The organism is Actinoplanes sp. TFC3 (assembly GCF_001553785.1).
Classification (GTDB): Bacteria; Actinomycetota; Actinomycetes; order Mycobacteriales; family Micromonosporaceae; genus Actinoplanes.
In genome coordinates this window covers 916,096-931,400 of record NZ_LOJP01000002.1, presented here as the reverse complement: position 1 = coordinate 931,400, position 15,305 = coordinate 916,096, and the positions used below count along the sequence as shown (strand labels likewise).

Below are 15,305 nucleotides of genomic sequence, written 5' to 3'. Positions count from 1 at the left end.
GTCGTCGCAGCAGGTCGAGCGGTTGCCGGAATGGGTCACGCTGCTGCGCGCACCGAACGCCGGCCCGATGACGCTGGATGGCACCAACACGTGGGTGCTGCGCGCGCCGCACGCGCGCGAGGCCGTCGTCATCGACCCCGGGCCCGATGACGCCGGGCATCTGGCCTCGATCGCCGAGCACCGGCCGTTCACCGCCATCCTCATCACGCACGGCCACCACGATCACGTGGAGGGCGCCGAGACGCTGTCCCGGATGCTGGGCGGCGTGCCCATCCTGGCCGCCGACCCCAAGCACGGGGACCCGCTGCCGCAGCGCACCCGGATCGCCGGGCTGGATCTCGAAGTGCTGGCCACGCCCGGTCACACTGCGGATTCGGTGAGTTTTTTCGTCAATGACGGGCATGCAGGCGCGGTGTTCACCGGAGACACGATCCTGGGGCGCGGTACGACGGTGGTGGCCTGGCCTGACGGCGATCTCAGTGCCTACCTGTCCAGCCTGGCGCTGCTGAGTTCGTACGAAGTCCTCATGCTTCCCGGCCATGGACCCGCCCAGGCCGACTGCGCCGCCATGGCCCGCACCTATCTGGCTCATCGCCGTTCGCGGCTGGAGCAGGTGCGCGCCGCGATGGCGGCCGGGGCCGGCACGCCCGAAGCCATCGTTGCCGCGGTCTACCCGGATGTGGACCCGAGTGTCCGATTCGCGGCGGAGTGGTCCGCCCAGGCGCAACTCGAACACCTGCGACGGGAATCACAGCGGCCCCCGGAACAGTTGGACCCGCTGTGACCTGTCCAGTCTGCGGGACCGTAGCCGTGCCCGGTGCCCGTTTCTGCCACAACTGTGGTGCCGCGCTTCTCGCAGCGGCCACCCTGCCGGCGGCGGAGCGACGCATCGTCACAGTGCTCTTCGGCGACCTGTCGGACTTCACCTCCTGGTCCGAGGACCTCGACCCCGAGCGGGTCGGCGCGGTCACCGACCGGGTTCTCGCCGCCCTCGCCGGCGCGGTCAAGACCTTCGGCGGGCACGTCGACAAGCTCACCGGCGACGGGATCATGGCGGTTTTCGGCGCTCCCGTGGCTCACGAGGACGACGCCGAGCGGGCCGTACGAGCCGCGCTGAGCATGCAACGGGCCGTCCGCCGGGTGCTCGACGACGAGCGGGGTGGCGGCGCGCCGCTGGGCCTGCGGGTCGGGTTGAACACCGGCGAGGTGGTCGCGGGCATCCAGGCCTCGATCGAGTACACGGTCATCGGCGACACCGTGAACACCGCCGCCCGCCTCGCCGATGCCGCCGCTGTGGGTGCCGTCTACGCGGGCACCCGCACGTCCTCGGGCACCCGGCACATCGCCTCCTGGCGGCAGTTGCGGGCCCTGCGGCTCAAGGGCAAGCGGGAGCCGGTTCCGGCGTACGAGCTTCTGGGGCTGCACGACGCCCCCGGCACCCGATCGGGCCTCGGCGACGAGGCCCCTTTCGTGGGCCGCGAAACCGAGCTCGGCCGGGTAGCCGGGCGCCTCGCCGAGGTCATCGACACCGGCACGCCGCGGGTCCTGGTGATGACCGCGGAGGCCGGCATCGGCAAGACGCGGTTCGCCGGTGAGGTCAAACGCCTCGCCGCCGGGTACGACGTGGGCGCCGGCCGGTTCGCTACGCACACCGGTGCCCGGGTGCTGCGGGCCCGCTGCCGCGCGTTCGGCGAGCGCCGCCGGTTCGCGCCGCTGGCCGACCTGGTGCGCAAGTCGGCCGGCCTGCCCAAGGACGTGGCCAGCACGATGAACCGCTCGGTGGTCGAGGAGCGGCTGCGCAAGGTGGTCGCCCGGCTGGCCCGCGACGGCGAGCAGCCCGAGGTCGACATCGACCGGCTGCTGGCCCTGCTCGGCTACGGGGAGGCGCCGGCCAAGCCGGTGGGCCCGAACGCGGTGGCGGAGTGGCAACCGGCCGGCGGAGTGCCCGAGACGGAGACCATCCCGGCGGCCGTGGCGGGGCTGCTCAGCGCGCTCGCCAAGGAAGCGCCGCTGGTAATGATCGTCGACGACCTGCACGACGCGAGCGCTGAGACGATCGACGCGCTCGGTGGCGTGCTGTCACGCCTCGAAGGCCCGGTGGTGCTGTTGCTGCTCGGCCGGCCCGAGCTGGTGCGCACGGCCGGGGCGTTGACGCGGCTCGCCGATGCCGAGATCCACTCCCTGCCGCCGTTGCGGGGGGTCGATGCTTCGCGGCTGCTGACGTCGTACCTCAATGGCGGAAAACTCCCGCAGCAGGATGCCGATCGCCTGCTCGCGACCGCCCAGGGCAACCCGTTCTACCTGGCCGAACTGGTGACGCTGCTGATGGAGCGGGGCGCGCTGATGCCCGCCGTCGGGGCGAACGCGGCCGGCCGGTGGCAGCTCGCCGCCGGGTCGATGGGCAGCCAACTGCTCTCGCGCGACCTCGCCGCCGTGCTTGCTGCCCGCATCGACGCGCTGCCGAACGAGCCGCGCTCGGTGCTGCGCGATGCCGCGGTGGTAGGCGACACCGTGCCCACCGGCGTGATCGAGGCGCTGCGCGAACGGCGAGCGATGGCGCTGCCGGGTGCGGTGGCCGCGGTCGAGCTGGAACGCGCGGTCGACGAGTTGCTGCAACGCCGCATGCTGCACCGGGTTCGCGGCGGCTACGCGTTCAGCACCCCGCTGATGCGCGAGGCGGCCTACGCGGGCATCGGCAAGGCCGACCTTGCCGAGCGGCACGCCTTCCTGGTGCGCTGGGCCGCTCCCGAGACGATCACCGCCCTCGGTTATGACGCGGCGTCGCGGCTGAGCCTGGGCGACAACGAGCGCGACGCGTTCGTGGCCAGCCATGCCGAGTGTGCGGTGGAGCTGGCCAACGCGGTGCGCCTGCGGCCCGATGCCAGCGCCCGGGATGTGGCGCCGCTCGGCGTGGCGGCGCTCGGGCGGATGGCCCGGCGGGCGCTGGCCAACATCGAACCCGCGGCCTCGATCGCCTATGCCGAACGGGCTGCCATCATCGCCGAGGACGGGCTGCCGCTGTCCGACCGGCTCGTGCACGCGCGTGCCCTGCTGCGGCTGGGCCGGGCGGACGAGGCGCTCCAACACGGCGAGAAGATCGCCACCACCGCCACCGAGGAGCCGGTGTGCCGGGCCGAGGCGCTGCTGGTGGTCGGGCGGGCTCAGGAGGCGCTGGGCGATCAGAGCCGGGCCGTGGCCGCCTGGCAGGAGGCGCTGGAGGTGGCCACCGAGGCCGAGCTGGCGCCGGAGCGGGCCAACGCGATGCGCCGGCTGGGCATGGCCGACTTCCTGGCGGGCAAGCTGAGCCAGGCGAGCAGCCGGTTCGCCGCGGCGTACCAGGTGACGCTCTCGGCCGGAGACCGGCACGGGCAGGCCTGGGCGCTGCAGAATCTGGCCTGGGTGACAACGACAAGAGGCGATTTCACGGGTACGGACGCAGTGCTCGGCCGCGCCGCCCGGCTCTTCGCCGAACTCGGTGACCCGGTCGGACGGTCCTGGCTGCGCGGCACCACGGCGTTCGCCCGGCTGCTGGCCGGTCGGCTGCACGAATCGCGCCGGCTGGCCCGGATCTTCCTGCCCTTCGGTGACCGGGTCGGCGAGGGCTGGGCGGTCGGCACGCTGCGCGCGGTCGAGGCGTACGCGTCGGCCGAGCTGGGGGACCTGGCCGACGCCGATCGCGAGGCGCGTCAGGCGTTCCGGGACTTCGACGCGGTTGCCGACGACTGGGGACGCGGGCTGGCGATGGTTGTGCGGGGTGGCATCGCGCGCAGCCTGGGTCAGTTCGATCACGCGCACGACCTGCTCACCGACGCACTGCAGTATGCCGACCGCACCGGTCACCCGCTGCTGCTCGGGATGGCGGGCACGCTGCGCGGCTTTGTGGCGCTGCAACTGGGCAACGTGGAAGCCGCGGAGTGTGATGCCCGCAGGGTGATGACGGCCGTGGAGCCGCACAACCCGCTGGCGCCCGCGCAGGTGGGGCCGCGGGTGCTGCTGGCCGAGGCGCGGCTGCGAGCCGGCGATGCGAGCACGGCGGTGGGCCTGCTCGCGCCGATCGCCAGCGACACCGGGGCGTCGCTGTTGTTCTCCCGGCGGCAGGCGTTGGCGTCGTACGCATCTGCGCTGCTCGCCGACGGCCGGGTGGAGACCGCTGCCACCTGGATTCAGCGCGCCCGCGAGGTCAAGGCCGAGGATGTGCGCAGCGGAGTTGTCGCCGCGCTCGTCGAGGCCCGGGTCAAAGCCGCAGCCGATGACATGGAGTCCGCCCGGGTCGCAGCCGAGGAAGCTGTGCTGCTCGCGTACTCCACCGAGCAGTCAAGTGAGCGGCTCGCTGCCGAGGAGGTCCGGGATGCGCTCACACTCTCCATCATGGAACCGCCGGAATCTGTCGCGTACGCGTCTGACGTGCCGGGATGATCTCGGCTCCCGGTCGCGTATTTTCTAATCCGTGACGGATACCCCGCCGAGCCGCCTGCCCGTACCCTACGTGCCAGGCATGTCCGGATTGTCCGTCATGGCGCGTGGCGGCTATGCGACCGTCTACCGCGCCACCCAGGACTCGGTCGGCCGCGACGTGGCCATCAAGGTCGAGAACCGGACCCTGGAAAGTCCCCGCGACCAAGCCCGCTTCCTGCGCGAGGCCAAGGCTGCCGGGCGGATGTCGTCGCACCCGCACGTCGTTGACCTGTTCGACGTCGGCGTGACTGTCGACCAGCATCCGTACCTGATCATGGAACTCTGCGACGGCTCCTACCTCGACCGGATGCGGATCTCGCCGCTCGGCGCGGTCGAGGCGCGCGACCTGGGCCTGAAGATCGCCGACGCGCTGGTGCACTCGCACGCCAACGGGGTGCTGCACCGCGACGTCAAGCCCGCGAACATCCTGTACTCGCACTTCAACCCGGCGGTGCTGGCCGACTTCGGGCTGGCCGTGCTCGGCGAGATGCGCGACTCGTCGGTGACGCTGGAGGTGCTGACCCCGGCGTACGCGCCGCCGGAGATGTTCTCGCACGCCAACCCCTCCGGCGCGGTCGACGTCTACGCGCTCTGCGCCACCCTGTATGCGGTGATGGCCGGGCGCCCGCCGCGCTGGGACGGCGATCGCAGCCCCAGCCTGATAACGCTGATGGATCTGTTCCACCAGCCGATCCCGGACCTGCCTGGCGTGCCGCGCCCGCTCACCGAGGTGCTGCGCTACGGCATGGCCAACGAACCGCAGGCCCGGCCCACCGCCGAGCAGCTGCACGACCTGCTGGCCGGGGTGAAGCTCGACCCGCCGGCCGGGAGTTCGCCAAATGTCTACCGCTCGTCGACGTTCGTGCCACCGGCGCCGCGGCCGTACCAGCCGTCGCCTCAGCCGCGACCGGTGCCGCCGGTGACCCCGACGCGCGACAAGTCGGACGAGACGCCCACCGTGCACACCGGGAACCCCAAGCGCGGCCGGCGCAAGTGGTTCCTTGGCGGCTTCGGTGCGCTGCTGCTGGCTGGGGCTTCGCTCGGCGGTGCCGCCCTGGCCCCGGTCGAGCCCCCGGTGACAGCGGCCTCCCACCTGCCGGTGGTGCTGACGACGTTGCCGGGCTGCTCGGCCGTACGGTCCTACTGCATCGGGGAGGTGGAGTGCTTCACGCCGCGGGCCGAGACCGGCGCGGTGGCCCACAAGGTGGCCTGCAACTCGCAGCACAGCTGGGAATCGTTCGCGCAGGGCTCGCTGTCGTCCGGGGTGGACCCCAAGGATCGCGACGCCGTCACGACCGACCCCCGGGTGCTCAAGATCTGCAGCCGGTCGGTTTTCCGGCGGACCACCGCGCGCACCGACAGCACCGAGTGGGCGTTGTCGGTGCTACCCCCGGCCTCGGGCACCCGCACGTTCCGCTGCCTGGCCGGGCAGGGCACCGATCAGCTGCACGGCCCGGCGCTGGGCTCCTACTCGGGATCGAGGATCGCCAGCAGCTCGCCGGTGTCGACCTCGGCACCGGGCTGAACCGGCAGCGAGGCGACCACGCCGGCCGAGGGGGCGTGCACCGGGTGCTCGAGCTTCATCGCTTCCAGGGTGAGCAGCAGCTCACCGGCGCGCACGCGCTGCCCCGGCACCACCAGGACCCGCCGGACCGCGCCCGGCAGCGGTGCGATCAGCGAACCCTCGGTTGCCTCGGGTGCGGGCAACGGGAAACGCGACAGTTCCCGCAAAGTCACCGAGCCCTCGGGACTGTCCACGTACGACACCTCGCCGACCCGGTGCACTTTGAGCGTGAGCCGGATGCCGTTGACGTCAAGGTCCACCCGGGAACCGTCAGCTTGCACCACCGTGGTGGGTGGGTGGTCGTCGAGCGTCGGTGCCTGACCGAGCCCGGCCAGGTCCAGCTCCTCGGGGTCCACCGCGCGCACCCACCAACCGGCTAGCTCACCGTGACGGTTCATCCGGTAGCCGACCTCGACCGGGCCGGCCGGGCCGTCGTACACGGCGGTCTGCGAGCCGGACGGGACGTTGCGCCAGCCGGACGGCAACGAGCGCAGCACCGGGGCACTCGTCCGGCGTGCGGCCGCCCCGGCCAGCGCGGCGGCCAGGCAGGAGATGCGCACCGCGTCGACCGAGGACAGCAGCGGGGCGAAGACCTCAGGGTGCCGATCCAGGAACCCGGTGTCCACATCGCCTGCCCGGAAGGCACCGTGACGCAGCACGCGGACCAGCAGATCCCGGTTCGCGACCACGCCGTGCAGCTCGGTGCGGGTCAGCGCGGACGCGAGCATGCGAGCCGCTTCCTGCCGGGTCGGGGCCCACGCCACCAGCTTGGCCAGCATCGGGTCGTGCTGGGCGCCGACCACCGAGCCGTCCACCACGCCGGCGTCCAGGCGCAGGCCGGGCTGGGGCAACGGCCGGAACGAGCCGGCCACGTCGGGCACCTTGAACCGGTGCAGCGTGCCGGTGGCGGGCAGCCAGGCGTACGCGGGGTCCTCGGCGCAGATCCGGACCTCGATGGCGTGCCCGCGGATGGGCGGCGGGCCGGGCATCGGCAGCGTGCCGCCTTCGGAAACGAGGAGCTGAAGCCGTACCAGGTCATAGCCCGAAACGCACTCGGTCACCGCATGCTCGACCTGAAGGCTGGGGGTGAGTTCGACGAACCAGAAATCCCCGGCGTCGTCGAGCAGGAACTCGACCGAGCCCACGCCCACATAACCGACAGCGCGGACCGCCAGGATCGCTGCCCGGCACAATTGCTCGCGCAGCGCCGGGTCGACCGCCGGCGACGGGGTCTCCTCGATGATCTTCTGATAGCGACGCTGCACCGAGCACTCGCGCTCGCCGAACGGCACCACCGCGCCGTGCGTGTCCGCGATGATCGGCACCTCGATGTGCCGCACGTTCTCCAGGTACGGCTCGCAGAAGACGTCGTCGCCGGTCTCCTGCCGGGTGGAGGCCACCGCCTCGGCCAGCGTCACCGGATCGCGGACCACGCGCATGCCCGCGCCACCGGCACCTCCGGACGGCTTGATCAGCACCGGGAAGATGGTGACCTGATCCGGGTCGGTGGCGGTGGGCAGCACCGGTACGCCCGCCTCGGCCACGATCGCCTTGGTCTCGATCTTGCTGTGCAGCGTGCCGAGGGTCTTGGCCGGCGCCCCGACCCAGATCATGGCCGCATCGGTGACTTCGGCGGCGAACCCGGGGTCCTCCGACAGCGGCCCGTTTCCCGGGTGGATGGCGTTCGCCCCGGCCCGCTTGGCCGCGGCGATGATCAGGTCTCCGCGCAGATAGGTGTTCGCGGGTGCGGAGCCGCCGCCGAGCCGGACCGCGTAGTCCGCCTCCGTGACGTGGGGAGCATCGGCATCGGCATCGGAGTAGACGGCGACCGTCTCGATGCCGACCAGGCGGCACGTGGCAAAGACCCGGCGGGCGATCTCCCCACGGTCGGCCACCAGAAGACGTCGGATCACTGCTCTGCTCTACCTTTCCCGATCCTTGTCAGCAGTCACGGCTGTTATGGCCGGAAGACACCGACGTGCTCGGCGCCTTCCACGGCGGCGCTGTGCACTGCGGACAGGCACAGGCCGAGCACCGTACGGGTGTCGCGCGGGTCGATGACGCCGTCGTCCGGCAGCTTGCCGAGGGGCGCGTCGGCCGCGCGCTCGGCCGGCCAGCTGAACAGGAAACGCGGCTCGTACGCCCGCCCGTAGATGCCGCCCGCCTCGTCGGCCGGGGTCGCGCCGATCATCAGGGTCAGGTGCGGCACCGTGGACGTGGCCACCGCGTGCACCAGCGGCGCGCCGTGGCGGACGTCGGCGGCCTCGTGTTGCTCGGCGGTGGGGGCGCCGGTGTACTGCACGAACAGCAGGGTGGTGGAGGTGGCGTTGGCGAGCTGGATGAAGTGCACGGCCTTCTGGGTCTCGGCCGGGGAGAAGCCGCCGCCCAGGTTGGCCAGCACGCCGATGGGGTAGCCGTGCAGCTCGCCCCAGCCGGTCACCAGCGCGGTGCCCTGGGTCGGCTTGAACTCGTCGAAGTCGCTGCCGTCCAGGATCCGGGCGAGCACCTCGCGCGGCTCGAACAGCGAACCCGGGCCGGTGCCGGCCATGGTGAGCAGGTCCTCGGCGTCGTACTTGGGCGGCTGCGGCGGGAACGCGCGGGGAATCGGTCCGCGTTTGCGCCAGTTGAACCGGCGTACGCACTGCCGGGCCAGGCGCAGACCGTCGCGCTCATCCTCGGCCAGCTGGTCGGCCGGGCCGGTCACACCGGCGGAGACGGTCGGCGTGCTGCGTACCTCGGGAGCGGGCCGGCCGTTCGCCGACGAGCCGCGGACCGGCTGCGGGTGGATGGTCAGCACCTTGGCATGCCCGCGCACCATGATCGTGTAGTCCGAGAGCGCCGGCAGGTAGGCGGCGTCGCCGGTGGTCGCGCCGAACACCACGCAGACGGTCGGCACCCGGTCAGCGGTGAGCTGGCTCAGGTCTCGGGCTATCGCGCCGCCCGGCGGGGGTCCGGCCGGTGCCGCGGCGCCGGTGGACTCCACGAGGTTGATCAGCGGCAGGCGGTTGACCGCGGCAATGCGGGCGGCCCGGCGGATCTTCTCCACCGTGTACGGGTTCACCGCGCCCCCGTCGACGGTGGGATCGTTCGCCACCACCACGCACTCGACGCCCTCGATCACGCCGATGCCGGTCACCACGCTCGCGCCGACCGGGAACTCCGAGCCCCAGGCCGCGACCGGGGACAGCTCCAGAAACGGGCTGTCCTGATCCAGCAGCATCTCGACCCGCTCGCGGGGCAGCAGCTTGCCGCGGGCGTGGTGCCGGGTCACCCACTTCTCGCCGCCGCCCGCGCGAGCCGCTTCCAGGGCCCCCTCCAGCTCCGCGAGCCGTTCCAGCATCGAGCTGCGGTTTGCCAGGTACGCGGGCGTACGGGGGTCGATAGCGGTGTCCAGCACGGTCACGTCGTCACCCCGCTGCGCTGCACGCCCGCCACCTCATTCAAAGCCGCGCCCTCTCGCCCGTCGTAGTGCCTCTCGACCACCTCCACAACGAGCGGCTTGCCGGGTGCGACACGGATCTTGCCGGTGTCGCTTTGTCGCCTGATCAGGGGCTTTTATCCGGTTTAGAATGCGTTTTCCCGCGAGCCTGCCCGCGGTGAGCGCACGCCAAAAGGGCCGCCCTGCTGGGCGGCCCTTCCGGATGTGATTCAGGCAATACGCCGGCGTTCAGACGCGTGCGCGGCGAGCCAGACGCTCGGGATCCAGGATGATCACGCTCTTGCCGTCGAGGCGCAGCCAGGCACGCGACGCGAAGTCGGCGAGCGCCTTGTTGACGGTCTCGCGCGAGGCGCCGACGAGCTGGGCCAGCTCCTCCTGGGTGAGGTCATGCGTCACCCGCAGCACGCCGCCGTCGCGGGTGCCGAAGCGGCCCGCCATCTGCAGCAGGTTCTTGGCGACCCGGCCCGGGACGTCGGTGAAGATCAGGTCGGCCAGTGCGTCGTTGGTGCGGCGCAGCCGCCGGGCCAGCACCCGCAGGAGCTGCTCGGCGATCTCCGGGCGGTTGTTGAGCCACGGGCGCAGCGACGACTTCTTCAGTCGGGCCAGCCGCGTGTCGGTCACCGCGGTCGCGGTGGCCGTGCGCGGTCCCGGGTCGAACAGGGCCAGCTCGCCGAGCATGTCCGACGGGCCCATGATCGAGACCAGGTTCTGCCGGCCGTCTGCGGCCCGGCGCCCGAGCTTGATCTTGCCGGAGAGAACGATGTAAAGGCTGTCGCCCGCCTCGCCCTCATTGAAAACGATGTCGCCCTTGCGGAACTCGATCGTCTCCATCTCCTTGGCGAGCGCCTCGGCAGCCTCCGGGTCAACGCCCTGGAAGATCCCGCTGCGAGCCAGTACCTCATCCATCGCTGTACCTCCGACTACGCGCATCTCCGCGCAACATCAGTCTAGGCGTACGCGGGCCGTAAACGGGCGGGCACCCCTCGATCCGGATGTCGCAGCGTAACCGCATCGCCGGTCGGGGGGCGAAAAGCATCGCTCTCGGTGAGGGGAATGCAGCCGTTCGACGGTCGTTGCAGCTTGAAGCCCGACGGTATCGTCCCCGTCGATGAATGCCCACCCCCCGCAGCGTCGTCCGGGCCTGTTCGGACGGCCAATCCTGACAACAACCATCATTGTGGCCGCGCTCGCCGGCGCCGGTCTCGGTGGCATGGCGCTCGCCAACCGCGACGACGACACCCCCGCGCCGGTCTGGAATGCGGCTCCTTCCGCCGGGGCACGAACAGCTGAGCCAGCGGGCAGTTCGGCGCCGAAACAGGATACGGAGAGTGGTGACACGATCACATTTTCCGCGACTGGCGACATCATCATGGGCAGCGCGCCGGACAAGCTGCCGGCCAATGATGGCCAGGGTTTCTTCGACTCGGTCCGCGAGGGGCTCAAATCCGACCTGGTGATGGGCAACCTGGAACAGCCGATCACCACTGACACCGGCACCTCGAAGTGCGGCTCCCCGCCACGGGCCAACTGCTTCGCGTTCCGCTCGCCCCCGGCCTACGCCGAGCACCTCAAGCAGGCGGGGTTCGAGCTGCTCAACACCGCCAACAACCACTCCAACGACTTCGGGCCGCAGGGCTACGCCAACACGGTGAAGGCGCTGGAAGGGGCCGGGCTCAAGCACACCGGGGCCGCCGGGGAGATCGCGATCGCCGAGGTCAAGGGCGTCAAGGTCGCGGTGGTGGGCTTTTCTCCGTACGCGGGAGCCAATAATTTGAATGATCTTGACGCCGCGAAGGCCATCATCGGTGCGGCCAAGGGGCGGGCCGATCTGGTGGTCGTGCAGGTGCACATGGGCGCCGAGGGCTCCGGCAAGGGTCACGTCAAGGCAGGCAGCGAGCTGTTCTTCGGAGAGAACCGGGGGGATCCGAAGAAGTTCACCCGCGCGGTCATCGACGCCGGCGCGGACGTGGTGGTCGGGCACGGTCCGCACGTGCTGCGGGGCATGGAGTTCTACAAGGGCAAGCTGATCGCCTACAGCCTCGGCAACTTCGCCGGCGGAGGCAAGACGCTCAGCCGCACCGGCGTGCTCGGTTACGGCGGCATCCTGCACGTCACCATCACCAAGGACGGCTCCTTCGTCGGTGGCAGGTTCCTGTCCACCCAGCTCAACTCGGTCGGCAAGCCGCTGCGTGACGACCAGAACGAGCAGGGGCTGGCCCGGGTGCGAGAGCTTTCGGCAGCGGACTTCGGGGATACGGCAGCAGCCATCGGTACGGACGGATCCATCGCGCCGCCCGCCTGAGCAACGATCCCCGGCGTCGCGGCGACGTACTCTTACCCGCGTGAGTCGTCCCCTCGTCGCCGCATCCACCGGTGCGGCAGTTCTTGTCCGGTCGGCCAAACGCTTCGCCGGGGAGACGCCCATCGGGCGTAAGCGGCGGGCCCGCAAGGTGGCCCGGCTGCTGGCCGAGACCCACCCCGACGCGCACTGCGAGCTCGACTTCGAGACGCCGCTGCAGCTCGCCGTGGCCACGATCCTGTCCGCGCAGTGCACCGACAAAAAGGTGAACGAGGTCACCCCGGCCGTCTTCCGCAAGTATCTGAGCGCGGCCGACTACGCCGCGGCCGACCGTGCGGAGATGGAAGAGATCCTGCGGCCCACCGGCTTCTTCCGGGCCAAGACCGACTCGCTGATCAAGCTCGGTCAGGCGCTCGAGGAAAAGCACGACGGGGTGCTGCCGGACACGCTCGACGAGCTGGTCGCGCTGCCCGGCATCGGACGCAAGACCGCGAACGTGATCCTCGGCAACGCCTTCGATGTGCCGGGCATCACTGTCGACACCCACTTCCGCCGCCTGGTCAACCGCTTCGGCTGGGTCCAGGAAGAGGACCCGGTGAAGATCGAGTTCCAGGTCGCCGAGCTGATCGAGAAGCGCGACTGGACCATGTTCTCGCACCGGATCATCTTCCACGGCCGGCGGGTGTGCCACGCCCGTAAGCCGGCGTGCGGGGCGTGTGCGCTGGCGAGCCTGTGCCCGTCGTACGGGACCGGCCCGATCGAGGCGGCGCCGGCGGCCAAACTGCTCAAAGGCCCGCGCGCCCGCGAGCTGGCGGTGCAGGTGGGGCTCGACCCCGAGCTGGTGCCTGCCGCCGCGGTGGCTGCCCCGGAGGCACCGTGAAACTCCGCCGCTGGCTGGTGCCGCCGCTGGCCCTGCTGCTGGCGGCATGCACCTCCGAGCAGGGCGCGCCCGAGCCGCACATCCCCTCGCCGTTCGCCGACTGCGCCACGCTGACCGGCGGCACGGCGCCCGCTGATCTGCCCGACGTCACGTTGCCCTGCTTCACCGGCGGCGCCGGCGTCAAGCTCACCGCGCTGCGCGGCCCGGCCGTGATCAACCTGTGGGGCTCCTGGTGCGCGCCGTGCCGCGCCGAACTGCCCGTCATGCAGGAACTCGCCGACGCGACCGCGGGCAAGCTGCGCGTGCTGGGGGTCAACACCCGGGACTCCGAGGACGCCGGTGCCTCCTTCGCCACGGACCACAAGATCTCGATGCCAACGCTCTACGACCCCGAGCAGAAGGTGCTGTTCGGACTCGGGTCGACTTCGGTCCCCACCACGGTGTTCCTGGACGCGGACGGCAAGCGATACCTCTACACCGGCACAGGGCTCGACAAGCCAACCCTGGGTTCTTTGGTACGTACACACACCGGCGTAACGGTGACCGGATGAACCCGCCGGAGTGGTGGGAGCCGCTGCTGACCCGGGTCTCGTCCGCCCGCACGGAGGACTTCACTGCGATCCCGCCGCCGGCTAGCGGGGGGCGGGCTAGTGCTGTGCTCGTACTGGTGGGGGAATCCGCGCCCGGAGAGCCGGACCTGCTTGTGCTGCAGCGGGCCGCCACGATGCGTAACCACGCCGGTCAGCCCGCCTTTCCGGGCGGGGCGGCCGACCCGGAGGATCGCGACCCGACGGCCACCGCGCTGCGCGAGGCACAGGAAGAGGTCGGACTGGACCCGGCCAGCGCCACCGTGCTCGCCACCCTGCCCGAGCTTTACATCCCGATCAGCCGCTTCGTGGTGACCCCGGTGCTCGCCTGGTGGCACGCGCCGCACCCGGTGCACCCCATGCAGCCAGCCGAGGTCGCCCACGTGGCTCGGCTGAGCGTGGCCGAGCTGGTTGACCCGGCCAACCGCTTGCGGCTGCGCCACCCCAGCGGCTGGGTCGGCCCGGCGTTCCAGGTAAAGGGCATGCTGGTCTGGGGTTTCACCGCCGGAATCATCGCCACCCTGCTCGACATGGCCGGATGGAGCCGGCCCTGGCATCCGGGCCGGATCATGGATCTGCCAGACCCGGCACCCGCCGCGCCGGCTCGTTCGGCTTCCCTGGGCGCTACAGCGGCACCTACCGCTACCGATGAGGTGGTGTCGTGACAGTTACTTCTACCCTGAGCGGGTGCTTGTGGTCGATGCAATCCTGATCGTGCTCATGGTGGTCTTCGCGATCAGCGGATACCGCCAGGGGTTCGTCATCGGCGCGCTGTCGTTCGCAGGCTTCTTCAGCGGCCTGCTCATCGGTCTGCAAGTCGGTCCGCTGATCGCCAACAAGTTTGCCAGCAGCACCACCCGGCTGGTCGTCGCGCTGGTAGTGATCTTCGCGCTGGCGGTGCTGGGGCAGACCCTCGCGGGTTGGCTCGGCACCAAGGTCCGCCGGGCCATCGACAGCCGCCCGCTGCAGCGCTTGGACGACGCCGGGGGCGCGGTGGTGTCGGTCATCGCCGTGCTGCTGGTCGCCTGGCTGATCGCGGTCCCGCTCGGCTCCACCCCGTTCCCCGACATCAACCGCCAGGTCCGCAGCAGCGCGGTGCTCAACGGCATCGACTCGGTCATGCCGGCCCAAGCCCAGGCGCTGTCGTCGAGCCTGCGCGAATCGCTGAACACCAACGGCTTCCCCGACGTGTTCGGCAGCCTCACCCGTACCAACGTGCGCGAGGTGGCACCCCCCGACCCGGCCCTGGCCAAGTCGCAGGTCGTGGTCAACTCCCGCAAGTCGGTGATCAAGGTGCTGGGCACCGCGCCGAGCTGCTCACGCCGCATCGAGGGCTCCGGTTTCGTCTACGCCGACGAGCGCATCATGACCAACGCCCACGTGGTCGCCGGCACCCGCAACGTGCAGGTGGAAACGCAAAACGACCGCCTCGACGGCAAAGTGGTGGTGTACGACCCGGAACGCGACCTGGCGGTCATCTACGTGCCCGGCCTCAAGGCGCCGGTGATGTCGTTCGTCAACAAGCCGGCCGGGGTCAGCGCCAACGCCATCGTGCTCGGCTTCCCGCTCGACGGTCCGTACAACGCCCAAGGCGCCCGGGTCAGCGACGTCGGCAACATCACCGGCCCGGACATCTACGACTCAGGAAACGTAACCCGCGAGATCTACACGATTCGAGCGCTGGTGCAGAGCGGGAACTCGGGCGGACCGCTGATCGCGCAGAACGGGGACGTGCTGGGGGTCATCTTCGCGGCGGCTGCTGATGATCGGAATATCGGGTTCGCGCTTACGGCGGCGGAGGCCGCTGGTACGGCGAGGCTTGGGTTGGAGCGGACTCGGGGAGTCAAGACGGGGGATTGCGCCAACTGAGGCGGATCGCTGGCCTTGAGCCTCGGACCTGAGCTTCGGGCCGGGCCCGGCGGGGCCTGGCGGCTTGGGCCTGGCGGGCTGCAGGCTGCTGGCGTGGGTAGGGCGAGCTCGGCCAGCTCAGATCAGGCGGGCGAAGCGGCGGATTGTCAGCACTGCTACCAGGGCTGAAAGCAGGAAGAGGCCGGCGGCCATCCACCAGTTGTGGCGGGGGT

11 protein-coding genes are annotated in these 15,305 nt (G+C 71.0%); 8 read left to right on the top strand and 3 right to left on the bottom strand.

The window, feature by feature from the left end; all coding sequences use genetic code 11:
• The first annotated feature begins 67 nt into the window (after window positions 1-67).
• The 3 genes from TFC3_RS31380 to TFC3_RS31370 all read left to right on the top strand — a co-directional run bounded on the left by TFC3_RS31380 (window position 68) and on the right by TFC3_RS31370 (window position 5,980).
• Window positions 68-784, top strand: coding sequence for an MBL fold metallo-hydrolase (locus tag TFC3_RS31380; RefSeq protein ID WP_082772693.1), 717 nt, complete (start codon window positions 68-70; stop codon window positions 782-784).
• On the top strand, window positions 781-4,416 hold the full coding sequence (locus TFC3_RS31375; protein ID WP_067509207.1) for an adenylate/guanylate cyclase domain-containing protein: 3,636 nt from the start codon (window positions 781-783) through the stop codon (window positions 4,414-4,416). Before TFC3_RS31380 ends, TFC3_RS31375 begins: the two co-directional genes overlap by 4 nt.
• Before the next feature lie 79 nt (window positions 4,417-4,495).
• On the top strand, window positions 4,496-5,980 hold the full coding sequence (locus TFC3_RS31370) for a serine/threonine-protein kinase (protein ID WP_236718560.1): 1,485 nt from the start codon (window positions 4,496-4,498) through the stop codon (window positions 5,978-5,980).
• Here the strand turns inward: TFC3_RS31370 and TFC3_RS31365 are convergent.
• From TFC3_RS31365 to TFC3_RS31355, 3 genes are all read right to left on the bottom strand, one after another.
• Window positions 5,923-7,932, bottom strand: coding sequence for a biotin carboxylase N-terminal domain-containing protein (locus TFC3_RS31365; protein WP_067509203.1), 2,010 nt, complete (start codon window positions 7,930-7,932; stop codon window positions 5,923-5,925). The two genes, TFC3_RS31370 and TFC3_RS31365, sit on opposite strands and share 58 nt — an antisense overlap.
• A gap of 44 nt (window positions 7,933-7,976) precedes the next feature.
• Window positions 7,977-9,422: a carboxyl transferase domain-containing protein gene (locus TFC3_RS31360; protein ID WP_067509200.1), complete on the bottom strand. Its 1,446-nt coding sequence runs from the start codon at window positions 9,420-9,422 to the stop codon at window positions 7,977-7,979.
• 264 nt (window positions 9,423-9,686) lie between these two features.
• On the bottom strand, window positions 9,687-10,364 hold the full coding sequence (locus TFC3_RS31355; protein WP_067509198.1) for a Crp/Fnr family transcriptional regulator: 678 nt from the start codon (window positions 10,362-10,364) through the stop codon (window positions 9,687-9,689).
• Window positions 10,365-10,566: 202 nt separating this feature from the next.
• On the opposite strand from TFC3_RS31355, the gene TFC3_RS31350 reads away from it, so the two are divergent.
• The 5 genes from TFC3_RS31350 to TFC3_RS31330 all read left to right on the top strand — a co-directional run bounded on the left by TFC3_RS31350 (window position 10,567) and on the right by TFC3_RS31330 (window position 15,093).
• Window positions 10,567-11,760 carry a CapA family protein gene (locus TFC3_RS31350; protein WP_067509196.1) on the top strand — a complete coding sequence of 398 codons (1,194 nt, stop codon included), beginning with the start codon at window positions 10,567-10,569 and terminating at the stop codon, window positions 11,758-11,760.
• Between the two features lie 121 nt (window positions 11,761-11,881).
• Window positions 11,882-12,637, top strand: a complete 756-nt coding sequence (nth, locus tag TFC3_RS31345; protein ID WP_067509908.1) for an endonuclease III — start codon at window positions 11,882-11,884, stop codon at window positions 12,635-12,637.
• The gene (locus tag TFC3_RS31340) at window positions 12,634-13,188 is read left to right on the top strand and encodes a TlpA disulfide reductase family protein (RefSeq protein ID WP_067509194.1); all 555 of its coding nucleotides are present in this window, start codon (window positions 12,634-12,636) and stop codon (window positions 13,186-13,188) included. The genes nth and TFC3_RS31340 overlap by 4 nt, the downstream gene beginning before the upstream one ends.
• The gene (locus TFC3_RS31335) at window positions 13,185-13,889 is read left to right on the top strand and encodes a CoA pyrophosphatase (RefSeq protein ID WP_067509192.1); all 705 of its coding nucleotides are present in this window, start codon (window positions 13,185-13,187) and stop codon (window positions 13,887-13,889) included. Before TFC3_RS31340 ends, TFC3_RS31335 begins: the two co-directional genes overlap by 4 nt.
• A 22-nt stretch (window positions 13,890-13,911) precedes the next feature.
• Window positions 13,912-15,093 carry a MarP family serine protease gene (locus TFC3_RS31330; protein ID WP_153040551.1) on the top strand — a complete coding sequence of 394 codons (1,182 nt, stop codon included), beginning with the start codon at window positions 13,912-13,914 and terminating at the stop codon, window positions 15,091-15,093.
• The last annotated feature ends 212 nt before the right edge of the window (window positions 15,094-15,305 follow it).